Raw genomic sequence first — 18,172 nt, 5'->3', positions numbered from 1 at the left:
TGTTCCTAGCCCACAATGAAAGTTAAATCAGCTTCACAGATCAGTTCGTTATTTTCATTAACAATAACCCCATGACCAGTACCGATTTGTCTTTTCATTTTGGTTAATTCAACCGTTAAAGTAAGTCGATTGCCAGGAACAACTCTATTTGAAAATTCAGCTTGTTTAATTCCGCCAAAGAAAGCATTTTTTCCCACAAATGCTTCGTTTGATAAAAGTGCACAAGCTCCCGTTTGTGCTAAAGCCTCGACTAAGAGTGGCTCAGGCATGCAGAGCTCGTTGCCATTATTAAAAAACCATTCATTGATGGTAACTTTCTTTTCAGCGACCGCCTTTTTTCCTGCTTCAAGATCAACTAATTGATCAATCATTTGAAAAGGAGGACGTTGAGGAATAATATCTTGAACATTAATTTCCATTAATTATCTCCAACTTTACGAACACGAGCAATTGGTTGATCGTATTCAACCATCGATCCATTTTCAACTAAGAGTTCTACGACTTCACCATCAACTGGTGAATGAACTTCGTTAAACATCTTCATGGCTTCGATTAAGCCCACAGTATCGCCTTTTGAAATGTGACTGCCAACCTTAATATAAGGATCTTCTCCTTCTGAAGGTGCAAAATAGACCACCCCCACGAACGGAGCCTTAATCTCTTCTAGGTTAGCATCCGCTATTTCAGAAGTTGCTTCAACGTCAGTAGCAACGGCATTAACCGTTGCTACTGGTTGAACTATTTGAGTAGTTTCTTTTTTTACTTTAATGCTAAAATCACCTTCCGTCATTTCGAATGACGTGAATGATGATTTATCTAATTTGGTTAATAACTTTTCTAAATCTATTTCAGTCAACATTTTCACCTCTTGAATGCTAATACAGCGTTATGTCCACCAAAACCAAATGAATTACTCAAGGCATAGTTAACAGAAGCCTTACGGTTATCTTCTGTAACTAATGGAATGTTAACTTCAGGGTCTTTAGTTTCTAAACCTACGTTAACCGGCATAATACCATTTTGAAGTGCTGCAATAGTTGCAACAGCTTCAATTGCTCCAGCCGCACCAAGCAAATGACCAGTCATTGACTTAGTACTACTTACCTTATAATGGTCGTTTTCAGTAAAGATGCTTTCGATAGCTTTTGATTCTGCACTATCGTTAGCATGCGTACTGGTACCATGAGCATTGATATAATCAATATCATTGGCTTTAATGCCACCTTCGTCCATTGCCATTTGCATTGCACGAATGGCACCGCGACCTTCAGGATCTGGTTGGGTCATATGGAAAGCATCACTTGTCATACCGTAACCAACGATTTCAGCTAAAATATTAGCACCACGTGCTTTAGCATGGTCGTAGTCTTCAAGGATTAAAGTAGCTGCTCCTTCACCCATTACAAAACCATTGCGATCCTTATCAAATGGAATTGAGGCACGTAAACGATCTTCTGATGCAGTTAATGCAGTTAATGAAGCGAAACCAGCGATTCCAATTTCATTAATTGATGATTCTGAACCACCTGTAATCATAACATCTGCGTAACCATTTTTGATATGGTGGAATGCATTTCCAATTGCATTATTTGCGCTAGCACAAGCAGTAACGATTGCTTGACTGGTATTTTTTGCATTGAAATACATTGAAATGTTCCCAGCTGCCATGTTAGTAATTGAGTTAGTTACAAATAATGGTGAAACCCGTCTTGGCCCTTTATGATCCATTTTAATGACTTGTTCTTGGATGGTAGTTAATCCACCAATTCCTGAACCATAAATTACACCGACTTGGTAAGGATCTAACTCGCCTTCTTTAAAATCAGCTTGTTCCATTGCTTCAACGGCAGAATACAGAGCATATTGAGAAAATGCATCCATCCGTTTCGCAATTTTTCTTTCAATTCTAACAGTTGGATCAAAGTCCTTAACCTCACCGGCAACCGTGATACCTGTTAGTTCGGCATCAAAATGTGTAATTTTATCGATTCCAACTTTTGAACTATTTAGTCCTTGAATGAAGGATTCTCGATCATTTCCAAGAGGAGTCAAAGCTCCCATGCCTGTTACTACTACTCGTCTACCCATTTTTTCCTCCTCAAAAACCTAAAGGGTCATTCCACCGTCAACGGTAAGTACTTGACCAGTTATATAATCATTTTCAAGTAAAAAGGCTACTGTTGAAGAAATTTCTTCTGGTTGACCGAAACGGTGCATTGGAATCATTTCTTCTGTTTTTTCACGAACCTTTTCACTTAATTTTCCAGTCATGGCTGTTTCAATCATCCCTGGAGCCACAGCATTACATCTAATATTTCTCAAAAGACCTTCACGAGCTGTAGTTTTTGTTAAACCAACAATCCCAGCTTTACTTGCTGAATAGTTAGCTTGTCCAACATTTCCATGAGTTCCCGAAATACTTGAAATATTGACAATGTTACCTGAACGTTGTTTTTGCATAATTTTCATGGCATATTTTGTCATTGAAAATGTACCAACTAAGTTAGTTGCAATTACGTCATTAAAATCTTCAACTGACATTCGACTTAGTAACTTATCTTTTGTAATTCCAGCATTATTTACAATAATATCTAAGTGACCAAATTCTTCTTTAATGTCGTTTAACAATTCGCCAATCTTTGCATCATCACGAATGTCAAGTTCTTTAAAGTTGATATCAAGTCCTTGAATTTGTTCTTTTACTGCATCATCCGAAATATCATGGCGAGCAGTGATAAAAACCTTTGAACCTTTCTTAGCTAAATCCATTGCGATTGCTAATCCGATTCCTTGAGTTCCACCAGTAACAACTGCCACTGTATCTTTAATAATCACTTAATTAGCCTCCTGCTTTGAAAGATAGTTCCGTAATTTTTGTAGTGTTTCAACATCATAAACATTGAAAATTGGTAAGTCTTTGTTCTTGAGAGTTTTTTTAGCAAATCCACTGAGCGCTTTGCCAGGACCAATTTCTACCAAACAATCGATTGGATCTGCCTCAATTACAGCTAAACAATCCGTGAAATAAGTTGGGTTTACCAACTGGTCTGCAAGGGTTTGTTTAATATTAGCTTTAGTAAATTCAGTCTTGATCGTATTGCTAATTACTGGCACATTCGGTTGAGCTACTGTGACATTTTCCAAACGGGTCTTCAAGTTATCACTAGCCATTTGCATAAATGGTGTGTGTGATGCCACACTCATCTTAATTGGAACAACCCGCTTAACTCCAGCAGCTTTTAATAGTGCACTAAACTTGTTGATTCCAGCGGCATCGCCACCGAAAACCGTTTGCTTAGGTGTGTTGTAATTTGCTGGATAAACCTTACCAAACTCTCGGGCAGCATGCATTGCCTCGTTCATCACATCATCACTGGCATTTAAAACTGCTACCATTTGGCCTGGATTTAGTTTCCCTGCTTCAGCCATGTATTTTGAACGATCTTCAAGAACTTTTAAACCTTCATCAATTGAAAAACCATTTGCGGCAATCAAAGCGGAATATTCACCTAAGCTAAGCCCCAAGAACTTCTGCGGTGCAATCTTTTCACTGCTAAGAATTCGTGCAATTCCTAAACTCAAAATAACAATTGATAATTGTAAATTTTCTTCATTATCAATAACATCTTGTTTAGCAAAATTTTGACCTAAAATTTGACTAGCTTCATCAACTAATGCTCGGTAGGCCGGTTCTGTTTGATACAGATCCATTCCCATCCCTTCAAATTGTTGTCCTTGTCCGCTAAATAAATAAGCCGCTTTAACCATCATTTACCCCTTTTTAATTACTTATCGATGTTTTCGCTAACGTAATCAACTAACTTGCCAACAGTATCCATATTTTCGTCTGTATCAATATCGATATCAAATTCATCTTCTAACTTGTCAACAACTTCAAAAATGTCTAAGCTATCAGCGTCCAAGTCTTCTGAAAAACTTGTTTCCATAGTGATCTTGTCTGCGTCTTTTTCCAATTGTTCTGCGATTACTGCTTGTACCTTTGTGAATACTTCTTCTTTAGTCATAATATTATTCCTCCGAGAATATAATTTAATTTATTTTTTTAATATTTGATAACATTTGTTCCGACGGTTAAGCCCCCGCCAAAGCCGCTAAAGACGATAATGTCACCGCGATTAATTTTTCCATCTGCTAACATTTCTGCTAACAAGACGGGTTCACTGGCTGCTGCAGTATTACCAAAGCGATCAATGTTGACTGGAAATTTATCCATTGATAAATCTAGTTTTTTCGCAACGCTTTTAATAATACGTTCATTTGCTTGATGAAGTAAGAAATACTTTACCTCACTAGGATCAATGTTCGCTTCACGAAGAACCGTCAAAATTGATTCCGGAACTCGTTTAGTGGCAAATTCATAAACTTTACGTCCGTTCATTTGGAAGAAATACGATTGTGCTGGGTCATCTAAGGCTGCTACGTTTCCAGCGGTTAAATATTGGCCCATATTCCCATATGTATTCAATTTTTCGTTGATTAAATATGAAGAGTTCGAAGAATCATTTTCAGCCAAAATACCAGCTGCTGCGTCACCGAACAAAACGGCTGTACTACGGTCCGTCCAATCTAGCAACCGGGTTAGTTTTTCCGCACCAATTAAGATCGCTTTCTTAAACTTCCCTCCATGAAGCATGTTATTAACAATGCTCATGCCGTACACAAAACCGCTACATGCGGCACTAATGTCAAAAGCCATTGCATTGGTTGCACCAATGCTTCCTTGTACTATAGCTGCAACAGATGGCGACATATAGTCCGGTGACATCGTTGCCACGACAATTAAATCAATTCCACTTGGATCCGTTTTAGATTTCTCTAAGAGCTGTTTAGCGACTTCTATCGCCATTGAAGAAGTAGTTTCTTCAACGGCTTGATAGCGTTGCTTGATTCCCGTTCTTTTTGAAATCCATTCATCTGACGTATCCAGTATTTTAGTTAAATCATCGTTAGTAACGACTTTTTTAGGAGTAGATAGTGCTGAATCAATTATTCTCAATCCCATTGCAATTCACCGACTATTTATCTTTCTTATCAGTTGCTCCAACAATGAATGTTAGTTCTGCTTGGCAAACTTTTTTATCACCGACCATTGCAAATGTTTCAACAACACCCATGTTTCTCTTTTTCTTGATCATTTCAACATGAAGTTTTAAAACATCACCAGGACGGACGATCTGTCTAAATTTAGCACCATTAATGGCACCTAGATATGCTGTCTTACCTGCAAATTCTTCTGATTTTAGAATTAGAATTGATGCAGCTTGTGCTAGAGATTCAATGATTAAAACTCCAGGCATAACCGGGTTACCAGGAAAATGTCCTTGGAAAAATTCTTCGTTGATTGTGACGTTTTTAGTCGCCACGATTGATTTTCCAGGTTCTAATTCATCAACATAGTCCATGAATAGAATGGGGTAACGATTAGGAATTAGTTCCATAATCTCTGTTGTATTTAAAATACTCAAATTATTATTTCCTCCTAGTAATTAATGATCTGTACTCCAACGTTATTGGAATAATAAAAAGAATAATCGGTATTTAGTCTTTTCGCAATCAAAAAAAATAATAATAGTAAAAAATTTATTTTTATCACTAAGCCTAAAAAGACCTACATATCAACACTTTACAGCTTTTTTACAATATCGAAAACGTTTTCACGAATCATAACCACATTAGTTAACCCCGTGTACTAGAAATCCCTATCTCATGCGGTTTGTGCAGCCTATTAATCATTTTCCCCCTCTACTAAAGCAATTGAATACAAAAACAACGTTTGTGTAACGCGCGTTATCAGTAGCTTAACCAGGATTATTAGCGGTATACTATGATTATCCATTATTCTAATTTTTAATCTTAATCTACTAAGGAGAATAATTTTATGAAAATCATCGTCCATATTGATGAAATGGCAAAGTGGCCAATGGTTTTAAATAATCTAAACCATCTAGCACAAGCTTATCCTGCTCCCAATAATCAGATTGAGCTCTTAGTCAATGGTGATGCTGTGATGGGCGTTAAAGCCAATAGCAAAGAAGCAGAAAAGATCCGTCACGCTCTTACGTCTCAGATAGTGATTGCAGTTTGTCAAAATTCGTTAACCCAGCGGAAAATTACCACGGAGGATTTGCTTAACAATTCCACCATTGTGGCTTCTGGGGTCGTAGAATTAGTTGAGAAGCAAGCCTTGGGATATCATTACCTGAGGCCCTAGTAATTACCTAAATGAATTTTTATCCTAAGGAGAAATCATAATGAAAAACGAAATTTTAGTTACAACTACAGAAAAAATTCCTGGACAGGAATATATTGTTTTAGGAGAAGTCTTTGGGTTAACTACCCCAATCTAAAGACATTTTCCGTAATATTGGCGCTGGTTTAAAAAATATTATTGGTGGCGAGATTAAAGACTACACTAAAATGTTGGATGAATCCCGCAATATTGCAGTCGATCGCCTTCGAGAAAATGCGATGAAAATGGGCGCAGATGCAGTCGTGATGATGCGCTTTGATTCTGGATCAATTGGCACAGATATGCAGTCAGTGGCTGCCTATGGTACGGCAGTTAAGTTTAAATAAATTAAAAAAAGGAAGTTTCTCCGTAAATTACGCAGAAACTTCCTTTTTTATTCCAGTGATACTTTTTGATTTTCAAACAAGCTATCATGATCCGTTAGTTTATCAGGATAATCTATACCTAAATATCTAATTGAACTTGCCCGCGAATGTCTTTAGAAGTTAATTCTACCTCTAAAATTTCACTTACCATATTTTTCGACTCATTTTGTTTACCAATACTCAACTCAAAGATAACACTAAGAATGCCACCACCAGAAGAACATTTTTCATAACGTACTCTTCTGCGAAAAACAAAATAATCATTACTCTTTTTACGAGTTATTAAAAATAGTTATATTAATTTTTCTTAGTGTGGCAAACAAAAAAAGATGAATCAAAACCCTCTTGGATTTCAACTCATCTTCTTTAATTATTTGCTCTTTATTTGAAAGCCTTACGACGATCTTCCTTAATACGAGCTGCCTTACCATGTAATGCACGTAGGTAGTAAAGTTTAGCACGACGTACACGACCATGACGGATAACTTCGATTTTAGCAACACGTGGTGAATGTAGTGGGAATGTACGTTCCACACCAACACCGTTACTGATCTTACGAACAGTGTATGTAGCACTAATACCGCTACCATGGCGTTTGATAACTACACCTTCGAACAATTGGATACGTTCGTGGTCACCTTCAACAACCTTAGCATGTACTCTAACAGTATCTCCTGCACGGAATTCAGGGATATCACTACGTAGTTGGTCCTTTGTAATCTTATCAATTAATAGATTCATTTAAAAATCTTCCCTTCGCCAATCTTCATTAACTCACCCGGAGCCAGCGGAACATTGTTATTGTTGGTTTTCAAACCAATTAATATCCTAACATATTCTATTATTAAGTGCAAAATTATTTTGGACTTAGCCTATAACGATTTTATAAATCGGGCGTTTGAAGTTCTCGTAAGATTTGTTTATCTTCCGGTGTTAACTGAGCTGTTTCTAACAGATCGGGGCGCCTTGCAAGTGTCTTTTTTAAAGACTCTGTCCGTCGCCATTCATCGATTTTTCCATGATTTCCGCTCAACAAAATTGATGGAACCTTCAGCCCTCGAAAATCTTCAGGTCGCGTATATTGTGGAAATTCAAGTAGACCCGTTGAAAATGAATCATCGACTGCAGAGTCTTTATTTCCCAATATGTCAGGTAATAAACGTACTGTAGCATCAATCATGGTTAACGCAGCTAACTCACCACCAGTAATTACAAAGTCTCCCAAGGATACTTCATCATCGACAAGTGTTTTAATCCGCTCATCATAGCCTTCGTAATGTCCACAAATAAATGTTAGATGTTCTTCTTTAGCAAAATCTTCAGCCATCGTTTGGTTAAATTGCTTGCCGCCAGGATCAACTAAAATAACCCGCCCGGTGGATTGGTTATTTTGGCTCTTAACATGCTCCATTGCATCAAAAATAGGTTGAGGTGTTAGCAGCATCCCTGCTCCGCCTCCATATGGATAATCATCGACATTTCCATGTTTATTAGTGGAATATTGTCGAAAATCAGTGACGTCAACATTTAACTTACCGGCTTCAATCGCTTTACCAACAATGGATTCATGCAATGGAACTTCTACCATTTTAGGAAATAAGGTTAAAACATCAATTTTCATTAATCTAACCCCTCTGGAACACTAACTTGAACTGCTCCTTGCTCCAAATCAACATTTAAAATCACATCTTTTAAATATGGAAGCAACAAATCGTTTTGATTGGGCCGTTTAACTACCCAAACATCATTAGGACCATACGATAGAACTTCTTTGATGGTTCCAATTTTTTGGTCATTCTCAATAACATCTAATCCGATAATTTGATGAAGATAAAATTCTCCTTCTTCAAGATCTTGGAGTTGATCTTCTTCAACTTTCAAAATCATCCCTTTAAACTTTTCAACATCGTTAATGGAATTCATTCCTTCAAGAGTAACGATAAATGAGCCCTTATATTCTTTAGCGTTTTTAACCGTTACAGTTTGAACAGGAACTTCGTCTTTTTCAGTCTTAAAAATTTGTAGTTCAGCACCAGATTTAAAGCGCTCTTCTGGGAAATCGGTATATGAGATAACTTTTAGTTCACCGCGTAAACCGCGGGTATTGACAATTTTTGCTACATTAAAGTAATTCATCTTTTATCCTCCGATACAAAAAGAAGGCCGTAATAAAACTAATGTTTTATCGACGCCCTTCGTTCAGGTATGACCTATTTTGTATACTTAGCTTCGTGATACTTCTTCATAATTCCTGCTTTAGAGAAAATATTTTTAACTGTATCAGAAGGTTGTGCACCATTGTTTAACCAGTTTAAGATTTCTTCTTCTTCAAGTTTAACTGAAGCTGGTTCTGTTAATGGATTGTATGTTCCTACTTGGGCAATAAAACGACCATCACGTGGTGAACGTGAGTCAGCGACTACGACACGGTAGAAAGGACGCTTCTTTGAACCCATACGTTTCAAACGGATCTTTACAGACATAATGACACCTCCAACTATTTAATCACGAGTAATAATATACCAGTAAATCGAATAGATGTAAAGTGTTTTTCCTTAACAGATCGAAAAAACTCCCATTTAATTAAATTTAACGTTTTTTATTAGACTTAAATGACCGCTCGTTATCTTCTTGTATCGCTAAAGCATCCTCGCCGGCACATAAAGACCGTTCTGGATACTCACGTAAATAATGTCCTATACCAATCATTTCTGTTTTTGATTCATTTATTTTGGGCATTAATTTTTCTGGGGTACTATTTCCATATTTTTAGTAGAAATCCTAGTACCTTTTATTAGAAAACAAAAAGAGGTTTAGTTGTATAACCAAACCTCTTAATTTTTAGCGTCGTTTATTTTTCTTCATCCGCTTCTTTTTGTTTTTCTTATTTTTCTTAATCATGGAATTCATTGCCATCTTCGACAACTTACCCTTAATTCCATTTCCTAACATACCTTCCATGCCGTTAAAGTTTCCTTTTGACATTTGGTTCATCATTTTCTTCATTTGATTAAATTGTTTAATCATCCGATTGACTTCAACCACAGGACGCCCGGATCCAGCCGCAATCCGACGACGGCGACTAGGATTTAGAAGATCTGGATTTTCACGCTCAGCTTTGGTCATGGAATATACAATCGCCTTGGTGTGCTCAAGATCCTTAGGGTCCACATTCACATTTTGCATAGCTGGGTTATTAGCCATACCTGGAATCATTTTCATGATATCCTCAATTGGTCCCATATTTTGAACTTGATTCAATTGATCCACGAAATCGTTAAAGTCGAATGTGTTTTCGCGAATCTTTTGAGTCATTTCAGCTGCTTGCTTTTGGTCGAAATCTTTTTGAGTTTTTTCGATCAAAGTTAACATGTCACCCATACCTAAAATACGGGAAGCCATTCGATCAGGATGGAAAACATCCAAATCTTCCATCTTTTCGCCTTGACCAACAAATTTAATTGGTTTACCAGTGACTGAGCGAATTGACAACGCAGCACCACCACGGGTATCGCCATCTAACTTAGTTAGAATTACCCCAGTAATATCTAATTTTTCATTAAATCCTTCCGCAGTATTAACGGCGTTTTGACCAGTCATTGCATCAACAACCAGGAGAATTTCATCCGGATGAGCTAACGCTTTAATATCAGCCAATTCCTGCATTAATTTTTCGTCAATTTGTAGACGACCAGCTGTATCAATAAAGACATAATCGTTTTTATTTTCAGCAGCTTGTTCCAAACCATGACGCACAATATCAACGGGGTTAACATCTGTGCCTTCTTGGTAAACCGGAACGTCTATTTGTTGCCCGACTTGAACCAACTGATCAATTGCCGCTGGACGATAAACATCGGCCGCAATCAAAAGTGGACGAGCTTTTTGTTCATTTTTAAGTTTTAATGCTAATTTACCAGTGGTAGTTGTTTTACCAGCCCCTTGTAAACCAGACATCATAATAATTGTTGGAATTTTGGGAGATTTATTTAATGGTGCATCTTCTGTCCCCATCATCTTGATTAATTCATCATTAACCAACTTCACAATTTGCTGAGCAGGATTTAATCCATCTAAAATATCTGAGCCAATTGCTTGGTCTCGGACGGTTTTAACAAATTGTTTAACTACTTTAAAGTTAACATCGGCTTCTAGCAACGCTAAGCGAATTTCACGCATTGTATCGCGTAAATCAGCCTCAGTAACTTTACCCTTTTTTCTTAAATTAGTGAAAGTTTTTTGTAATCGTTCAGTTAGACCCTCAAAAGCCATTTAAAGCCCCTCCGTCTTTATTCTTCTTCACTTTTTTCGAGATCATCTAAAAAGTGTTTTAATTCAGTATCTTCCGGATATTTTTGATTAATATAAGCACGAATTTGATCAAATTTTGCATTGCGCACTTCAAAATTACTTAACAAATGAAGTTGCTGTTCGTACTTTTCTAAAATATTTACCGTCCTTTTAATATTATCATACACGGCTTGCCGACTGACCTGAAATTCTTCGGAGATTTCCCCTAATGAATAATCGTCCGCATAATACAGTGTTATATACTCCTTTTGTTTTGGAGTCAATAACTGTTCATAAAATTCCAACAAGCTATTAATGCGATTATTTTTTTCGATTTCCATTGGCGTTAATCTTCCATTAGACCCTTAAAGAGTCCACTTACGTATTGTTCTGGATTAAATGGACTAAGATCGTCCACCGTCTCTCCTAAACCAACGTATTTAACTGCTAAATGTAATTGATTTCTAATTGCTAACACAATTCCACCTTTAGCCGTTCCATCTAACTTAGTTAAAATAATCCCTGTAACATTCGTAGTTTCTAAAAATGCCTTAGCCTGTGTTAAGGCATTTTGTCCCGTAGTTGAATCCAAAACTAACAACGTTTCTTGCGGAGCGTCTGGAATTTCACGACTAATTACGCGCTTGATTTTATCCAACTCATTCATCAAATTAACCTTGTTTTGAAGACGACCAGCTGTATCAACTAGTAATAAATCGTAATTTTCTTCTTTAGCTTTTTTAACAGCTTCGAAAGCTACTGAAGCAGGATCTGATTGCTCTTTACCAGCCACCACATCGACTCCATCGCGTTTGCCCCATTCTTGCAACTGTTGGATTGCTCCTGCCCGGAATGTATCACAGGCTGCAAGCAAGACTTTACGTCCACGTCCTTTAAAGCGGGCGGCCATTTTTCCAATACTAGTTGTCTTCCCAACGCCATTGACACCTACAAAGAGGAATACGGTTGGACCCTCCTTACTAAAGACCAAATGATTATCTTCTGCACTACCATTTCTAGTATACAGAGCCACTAAGCGACGAACTATTAATTGAGAAATTTGGTCAGGATCTGAAACATGTTCAAATTCGATTTCATCCCGAACTTCCTCACTGATTTCAAGTGCTGTATCAAATCCGACATCAGCTTCGATTAATGTTTCTTCCAAATCATCATAAAAATCTTCATCTACTCCAGAAAAATTCGTAAATAAGGCTGATAATTTTTGTCCAAATGATTTCCTTGAACGTTCCAAACCGCGGTCATAGCGTTCTGCTTCATCCAACCCATTATCTGGAGCTGAACTAGTCTGTGTTTCAGTTTTAACTTCAGACGTCGAAGCTCCTTCTGTTGAAGAAGTGGGCTCCTCAATTTGATTTGTTTCTACTGCTTGGACTGGCTTTTCAACAGCAGCCTGTGACGCAATTGTACTTTGACTCTCTGAATGAGTCTCACTTGAAGAATCCTTATTCACTGTTGTACTAATCGATTCAGATTGAACCTGTGAAGCTGGTTCTTGTTCAACCTTTTGTTCTTTTTTCTTTTTTCTACCAAAAAACCATGCCATTATTACACCTGCTTTCTTTATTCCGCCTCATCCATTGAAACAGATACCATTTTTGAAACTCCTGATTCCTGCATTGTAACACCATACAAAACGTCGGCTTCCATCATCGTACCTTTACGATGTGTAATTACAATAAATTGGGTTGTACCTTGAAAATTCTTAAGATACTTAGCAAAACGTTCTACATTCGCATCATCAAACGCTGCTTCAACTTCATCTAAAATACAAAACGGAACAGGTTTAACTTGTAAAATTGCAAACAACAACGTAATTGCTGTCAACGATTTCTCCCCACCTGAAAGTAAACTAAGTCGTTGTAATTTCTTCCCCGGTGGCTGAGCCTTAATTTCAATACCAGTTGTCAAGAGGTTATCCGGATCGGTTAACTCTAATTCGGCTTTACCTCCTCCAAACATTTTAACAAAAACTGAGCTAAATTCTTCTGCAACTTGATCAAAAGTTTGTTTAAATCTTTGTCCAGCCTCTTGATCAATTTCAGCAATAGACTGTTCAAGTTGAGCTTTAGAATCTGCCAGATCATTCTTTTGATCTCTTAAGAAATTATAACGGGTTGAAACCCGATCATATTCCTCAATTGCTCCGAGATTGACCGTACCCAATTCGTTTAAACCTCTACGAAGCAGCTTCAACTCTCGTTCTAAAGATTCATCCTCAATATTTTGAATAATCACATTTTGCACACTTTCAAAAGTCTGTTCATATTCTTGAGTTAACTTATCAATGGCCATTTCAATTCTACTTTGAACTAATGTGAGTGAACCTTCGATTTCCTTTAATTGCGATTCAGCTTGATGTAATTGTCGCTGAGTAATCTCATAATCGGCAATAATGCGATCTTGCTGAACTTGATTTTGTTCAAAATTATTTTGCAGTTGCGCTGATAATTGGTTCTGTTCAGCTAATTGATTCCTAATATCATCAATATCTAAGTGTTTTAGATCATTTTCTGGAATTAGTTCCTCATCCAATTGCTGAATTTTAATTTTAATTTCATCATTTCGTTCTAACACATCGTTAATTGTAGTCTGTAATGTATTCACTTCGTGTTGATGTTGTGAAGTTTGTTCCTTAAGTCTAGCCAATTCAATTCGAAGTTCTGAAATCCGATTTTGACGTTCATCAACATCGTCATCTAAAAGGGCAAGTTCATCTTGTTTAGCCGTTGTATTTTCTTTAATTTGTTGTACTTCTTGTTGTAAGTTCGCAATTTGAGCAGGCAAATCATTTTGTTGATTTTCATTATCGTCAATCTGTGATAGCTCAAAACGTGTTGCCTTAAGTCGCCGTTGTAATTCCGTTAGTCGATCATTTTCTAAGCTAACTTGATTACTTAATTCTGAGCTCTTTTGTTCAGCTTGATGTTGTTCTTCAAGTGCTTGCTTTAACTCAGATTGAATTGCTTGTCCTTGTTCTAGAATTTTTTGAACTTCTGTTTCTTTAGAAGCTAGCTTGGTTTTCATCGCAGTTACTTGTACTTGTAACTTTTTAAGTTCTTGGTCTTGCTGGAGCACCCCCGTTCGGTTGCCTTTAGTAGCTCCACCAGTCATCGTTCCTCCAATTCCAATTACATCACCAGCCAGCGTAATAATTCGATTATGGCGGCTAATCTGCTTAGAAATTATTAAAGCGTTTTGCAACGTATCCACAATTAGAGTTGTTCCTAATAAATATTGGCTAATAACTTGATTATCATCTTTTACTTTGACTAAATCAGCTGCAACACCAACAAAACCTGGCATTTTTTTTACCTTTTGTAAAGTGTCTTCTCTAATGGAACGCTGACTAAGAGCATTCTTAGGTAAGAAGGTTACTCGGCCTAAACGATTTTTTTTCAAATATTCAATAATCGACTTAGCTGTTTGATCCGTGTCTACTACCACATTTTGAACTTGGTTACCAAGCGCCGTTTCGATAGCTACCGTATATTCAGCTGGAACGTTCATTACTTCTGAAACAGGGCCTACGATTCCTCTAAATTGTGCTTTTTGCTGAAGAACTGCTCGAACACCTTGATAAAACCCAGTATATTCGTTTTTCAAATTTAAAAGAGCTTCTAATTTGCTTTCCGCCCGATGAGCAACGTTGGAACCATCTAACCACTGCTGCCGTTCCTTTTCATATTGGGCTTGAAGTCGATCCCGTTGCTTAGTCAGTTTAGTAATTCGCTCTTGTTGAACATTATTTGCATCTTTTAAAGTAAGTAGTTGATGCTCCAAATTTTCACATTCGGTTTTTCGTTGCTTAATTTGTTCATTCAACGTATCCATCGTAAGTTGGATTTTTTGTCTTTGTTGTTGATCGCGTTCACGATCTTGTTGATTAAAATTATATTGGTTTTTTAATGAAGTCAATGCCTGTAATTGATCAACATATTCTGCCCGCAAATCTTCAATTTCACGCTTTAAAGCTTCTTTTTGTTGTTCAAGGTGGTCACTTTCTAACACTTTCAAAGATTGCTTAGTGTTAGTTAACTTCTGTTGCACAGCTGCTAGTTGGCCTTGGGCAGCTTCTAAAGACGCTTTTTTTTCGACAAGTTGTTTTTTTAATACTTGTTGCTCGCTTACTAAACGTTCTTTTTCTTGATCTACATATTTTTGCCGTTCCACCCGTAAATCATGTTCGCCTTCTAATTGTTGCTCTAGTCGATTTAATTTGACCAATTTAATTTGCAACTGATCTTTTTGATGATTTTGTTCACTTATTACTTTTTTAATTTTTTCTCGTTGGTCAGCTAAAGCTTCCGATTTTATCCGTAATTGGGCGAGCTGTTCTTTTTGTTCTTGACGCTGGACAGCTAATTGCTTTTGAGCTTCAGAATTACTGTTAATGGTTCGAACCAATTTCGTCTGATCTAAAATGTCAAAGCGACGCTTTTGTTGTACATAATCTTTAGCGACGGTTGCCTGTTCCTCTAAAGGTTGAACTTGTTTTTCCAGCTCGATAATTAAATCATTAACCCGTTCTAGATAACCACTAGTTTTTTCTAGTTCATTTTCAGCACGTTTTTTATCCTGTTTATACTCTAAAACTCCCGCCGCCTCTTCAATAATTGCTCGACGATCTTCGGGCTTACTATTGAAGATTGATTCAACACGCCCTTGAGAAATAACGGAGAAAGATTCACGACCTAACCCTGTATCAATAAATAAATTCAAAATATCTTTTAACCGGCATTCTTGGCGATTCAATTCATATTGACTTTCTCCATTTCGAAAAAGTCGACGGCTAATCATTACTTCATCAAATTTAGAATCTAGAAAGTGATCCGAATTGTCAAATATAATTGTTACGGATGCTCTTGAAAGGGGTTTGCGTTTTTCGGTACCTGAAAAAATGACGTCAGGCATCTTGCCACCACGTAAACTTTTAGCAGAGGTTTCCCCCATCACCCATCGAATAGCTTCGATAATATTACTTTTCCCCGAACCGTTTGGACCAACAATTCCAGTAATACCATCTTTAAATTCAATCTTGGTATTATCAGCAAATGATTTAAACCCACTGATTTCAATCGTGCGTAGTTTCATTTAAAATACCTATTTAGGCCTACGTAAAAGTTGTAGCGCCTGATTAGCCGCATTTTGTTCAGCAACCTTTTTGGAATGTCCGGTTCCAGTTGCTAGTTTTTTATGATCAGCCGTAACACTAACCGTAAAGATTAAATCATTTTCAGGTCCTTCTTCAGAAACTAATTCATAATCAATTTCAACGTCTCCATTTTTTTGAAGTAATTCTTGAAGTTCTGATTTATGGTCGATAATGTGATCAAATTTGCCTTCGTCTAATTTAGGGAAAATGACGATTCGTACAAAACGCTCGACAGCTGCCCGACCTTGATCGAGGTAAAGAGCACCAATAAACGATTCAAAAATATCACAAAGAAGTGATGAGCGCTGGCGAGCGCCGGATTTTTCTTCTCCTTTACCTAAACGAATATATTGGTCAAAATGACATTCTTTGGCAAAATCACTAAAACTAGCTTCACAAACCATTGCAGCTCGTAAACGGGTTAGTTTTCCTTGTGGCATTTCAGGATAACGCTTAAACAAATATTCAGAGACAATTAGTTGTAAAACAGCGTCTCCTAAAAATTCGATTCTTTCGTAAAATTTTAATTCTTGATGTGGATGTTCATTAACATAAGAAGCTTGCGTAAAAGCTTCATCTAACAACGCATGGTTATTAAAATGAATATCAAACGTCTGACTTAAGTCATCTTCTAAGGCTTTTATCATGAATATCTTCCTTTCCAAATCTATTAATTTATTTAGCACATAAGAATAACTCGGTGACCAATTAGATTAATCACCGAGTTCTCTTAGTATATGAAATTAAGCCTGATGTTCACTAATATAATCAACTGCATCCCCAACAGTAACTAGGTTCTCAGCAGCTTCATCAGTAATTTCAGCTCCAAAAGTATCTTCTAACTCTAACACGAACTCAACAATATCAATTGAGTCAGCATTTAAATCTTCTTTAAAGTTTAGTGTATTGGTAATTTGTTCGGTTTTTAATTCAAACCGATCTGCTAAAATTTCAGCAATTTTATTAAAAATTTCTTCTTTTGACAATTTTCAGACTCCTCTACTTATTGAATCTCTTTAGTATTTTAATTGTTTTCGTTTTCTTTGTCTACATCATCTTGTTTGATGCTTTCAAGATGCATCTCAAAATAATCCGCTAAATTCTTAACGAGCTTTGAATCTACAATTTCATGTACTTGTACCAAAGCATTTTTAACTTGGTTAGCATTACTTGAACCGTGAGCCTTAACTACGGGAGCTTTGACACCTAATAATACGGCTCCACCTTGTTTAGAATAATCCATCTGGTCTTTAATTTGGCTAAAAGCAGATTTAAGGAGTAGACCACCCATCTTACCTTTAACACCGTTGTTCATAATTGTTTCTTTGACTAGTTTCAACATCGATAAGGCTGTCCCTTCAATGTTTTTCAAAACAGCATTTCCCGTAAAACCATCAGTAACAACTACATCTGCAGTTCCATTTAATAATTCGCGAGATTCAATATTACCAACAAAATTGAGTGAACTATCATTCTTAAGTAGTTGGTAGGCCTCTTTATGAATCTTATCTCCCTTATCGTACTCAGTTCCATTATTTAAAAGTGCAATTCGTGGATTAGTAACATGCATGACGTTAGTACCATAAAAGTTACCTAAAATGGCAAAATCATGCAAGTTTTTAGCTTTACTTTCAGCGTTAGCTCCAACATCTAGCATAGTGAAATTATCATTTTCACCTTTAAGACTTGGCAAAGTAGTTGTCATTCCTGGGCGATCAAGACCTTTAATACGTCCGATAATAAACAAACCAGCGGCTAAAAGGGCGCCTGTGTTACCAGCCGAAAAAATTGCATCTGCATCGCCATTTTTTACAGCTTGGGCAGCTAAAATCATTGATGAATTTTTCTTACGACGCACAGCTTTAACGGGTTCATCTTCCATTGTAATTACTTCATCTGTATGGACCACTTTAACATTTCTAAAGTCGTCCATGTATTTAGCAATTTCATCCTTTTTTCCATATAAGATAAACTCAACGTCTGGTAGAGCTTTTCTGGCTTCGCTTACCCCTTTAACAATTTCCTCTGGAGCATTATCTCCACCCATCGCATCCACTGCAATCTTCATAA

At 36.9% G+C, this 18,172-nt stretch carries 20 protein-coding genes and 1 pseudogene; 2 read left to right on the top strand and 19 right to left on the bottom strand.

Features of this window, described 5'->3' with window-relative positions:
• Positions 1-5: 5 nt before the first annotated feature.
• Genes PEPE_RS04180 through fabZ form a run of 8 tightly spaced genes read right to left on the bottom strand, consistent with a single transcriptional unit; the run spans position 6 to position 5,459 of the window.
• Positions 6-419 carry a 3-hydroxyacyl-ACP dehydratase FabZ family protein gene (locus PEPE_RS04180; RefSeq protein ID WP_011673308.1) on the bottom strand — a complete coding sequence of 138 codons (414 nt, stop codon included), beginning with the start codon at positions 417-419 and terminating at the stop codon, positions 6-8.
• Positions 419-856, bottom strand: a complete 438-nt coding sequence (locus PEPE_RS04175) for an acetyl-CoA carboxylase biotin carboxyl carrier protein (protein WP_041527000.1) — start codon at positions 854-856, stop codon at positions 419-421. Before PEPE_RS04175 ends, PEPE_RS04180 begins: the two co-directional genes overlap by 1 nt.
• Positions 857-861: 5 nt before the next feature.
• Positions 862-2,088: a beta-ketoacyl-ACP synthase II gene (gene fabF, locus PEPE_RS04170; RefSeq protein WP_011673306.1), complete on the bottom strand. Its 1,227-nt coding sequence runs from the start codon at positions 2,086-2,088 to the stop codon at positions 862-864.
• Positions 2,089-2,106: 18 nt separating this feature from the next.
• Positions 2,107-2,835, bottom strand: coding sequence for a 3-oxoacyl-ACP reductase FabG (fabG, locus tag PEPE_RS04165; RefSeq protein ID WP_011673305.1), 729 nt, complete (start codon positions 2,833-2,835; stop codon positions 2,107-2,109).
• Complete coding sequence (locus tag PEPE_RS04160; protein ID WP_011673304.1) at positions 2,836-3,768, bottom strand: ACP S-malonyltransferase; 933 nt, start codon at positions 3,766-3,768, stop codon at positions 2,836-2,838.
• 17 nt (positions 3,769-3,785) lie between these two features.
• On the bottom strand, positions 3,786-4,025 hold the full coding sequence (gene acpP, locus PEPE_RS04155; protein ID WP_002833584.1) for an acyl carrier protein: 240 nt from the start codon (positions 4,023-4,025) through the stop codon (positions 3,786-3,788).
• A gap of 38 nt (positions 4,026-4,063) precedes the next feature.
• Positions 4,064-5,023, bottom strand: coding sequence for a beta-ketoacyl-ACP synthase III (locus PEPE_RS04150; RefSeq protein WP_011673303.1), 960 nt, complete (start codon positions 5,021-5,023; stop codon positions 4,064-4,066).
• A gap of 13 nt (positions 5,024-5,036) precedes the next feature.
• Entirely contained in the window at positions 5,037-5,459 is a 423-nt protein-coding gene (fabZ, locus tag PEPE_RS04145) for a 3-hydroxyacyl-ACP dehydratase FabZ (protein ID WP_002833582.1), read from the bottom strand.
• 440 nt (positions 5,460-5,899) lie between these two features.
• Between fabZ and PEPE_RS04140 the strand changes: the two genes are divergently transcribed.
• Positions 5,900-6,232, top strand: a complete 333-nt coding sequence (locus PEPE_RS04140) for a DsrE family protein (protein WP_011673301.1) — start codon at positions 5,900-5,902, stop codon at positions 6,230-6,232.
• 40 nt (positions 6,233-6,272) lie between these two features.
• Positions 6,273-6,597: pseudogene (locus tag PEPE_RS04135) on the top strand (heavy metal-binding domain-containing protein).
• Between the two features lie 420 nt (positions 6,598-7,017).
• On the opposite strand, the gene rplS reads toward PEPE_RS04135, so the two are convergent.
• From rplS to plsX, 11 genes are all read right to left on the bottom strand, one after another.
• Positions 7,018-7,377, bottom strand: a complete 360-nt coding sequence (gene rplS, locus PEPE_RS04130; protein ID WP_002833579.1) for a 50S ribosomal protein L19 — start codon at positions 7,375-7,377, stop codon at positions 7,018-7,020.
• Between the two features lie 142 nt (positions 7,378-7,519).
• Positions 7,520-8,257: a tRNA (guanosine(37)-N1)-methyltransferase TrmD gene (gene trmD / locus PEPE_RS04125; RefSeq protein WP_011673299.1), complete on the bottom strand. Its 738-nt coding sequence runs from the start codon at positions 8,255-8,257 to the stop codon at positions 7,520-7,522.
• A complete protein-coding gene (gene rimM / locus PEPE_RS04120; RefSeq protein ID WP_011673298.1) occupies positions 8,257-8,772 on the bottom strand; it encodes a ribosome maturation factor RimM in 516 nt (171 codons plus the stop codon). The genes trmD and rimM overlap by 1 nt, the downstream gene beginning before the upstream one ends.
• Before the next feature lie 74 nt (positions 8,773-8,846).
• Positions 8,847-9,119 (bottom strand): 30S ribosomal protein S16, encoded by a 273-nt coding sequence (rpsP, locus tag PEPE_RS04115; protein ID WP_011673297.1) that lies wholly within the window; start codon positions 9,117-9,119, stop codon positions 8,847-8,849.
• 358 nt (positions 9,120-9,477) lie between these two features.
• Positions 9,478-10,908, bottom strand: a complete 1,431-nt coding sequence (ffh, locus tag PEPE_RS04110) for a signal recognition particle protein (protein WP_002833575.1) — start codon at positions 10,906-10,908, stop codon at positions 9,478-9,480.
• A gap of 17 nt (positions 10,909-10,925) precedes the next feature.
• Complete coding sequence (locus PEPE_RS04105) at positions 10,926-11,267, bottom strand: putative DNA-binding protein (RefSeq protein WP_002833574.1); 342 nt, start codon at positions 11,265-11,267, stop codon at positions 10,926-10,928.
• A 5-nt stretch (positions 11,268-11,272) separates the two neighbouring features.
• Complete coding sequence (gene ftsY, locus PEPE_RS04100) at positions 11,273-12,493, bottom strand: signal recognition particle-docking protein FtsY (protein WP_011673296.1); 1,221 nt, start codon at positions 12,491-12,493, stop codon at positions 11,273-11,275.
• Between the two features lie 17 nt (positions 12,494-12,510).
• Complete coding sequence (gene smc / locus PEPE_RS04095) at positions 12,511-16,041, bottom strand: chromosome segregation protein SMC (RefSeq protein WP_011673295.1); 3,531 nt, start codon at positions 16,039-16,041, stop codon at positions 12,511-12,513.
• A 9-nt stretch (positions 16,042-16,050) separates the two neighbouring features.
• Positions 16,051-16,749, bottom strand: coding sequence for a ribonuclease III (gene rnc / locus PEPE_RS04090; protein ID WP_002833571.1), 699 nt, complete (start codon positions 16,747-16,749; stop codon positions 16,051-16,053).
• A gap of 96 nt (positions 16,750-16,845) precedes the next feature.
• A complete protein-coding gene (gene acpP, locus PEPE_RS04085) occupies positions 16,846-17,088 on the bottom strand; it encodes an acyl carrier protein (protein WP_002833570.1) in 243 nt (80 codons plus the stop codon).
• A gap of 38 nt (positions 17,089-17,126) precedes the next feature.
• Positions 17,127-18,170 (bottom strand): phosphate acyltransferase PlsX, encoded by a 1,044-nt coding sequence (plsX, locus tag PEPE_RS04080; RefSeq protein WP_011673294.1) that lies wholly within the window; start codon positions 18,168-18,170, stop codon positions 17,127-17,129.
• Positions 18,171-18,172 lie beyond the last annotated feature (2 nt).

It is taken from the genome of Pediococcus pentosaceus ATCC 25745 (assembly GCF_000014505.1).
Taxonomy (GTDB): Bacteria; Bacillota; Bacilli; order Lactobacillales; family Lactobacillaceae; genus Pediococcus; species Pediococcus pentosaceus.
The sequence above is the reverse complement of the archived record's forward strand: the minus strand, read 5'-3'. Positions and strand labels throughout refer to the sequence as shown.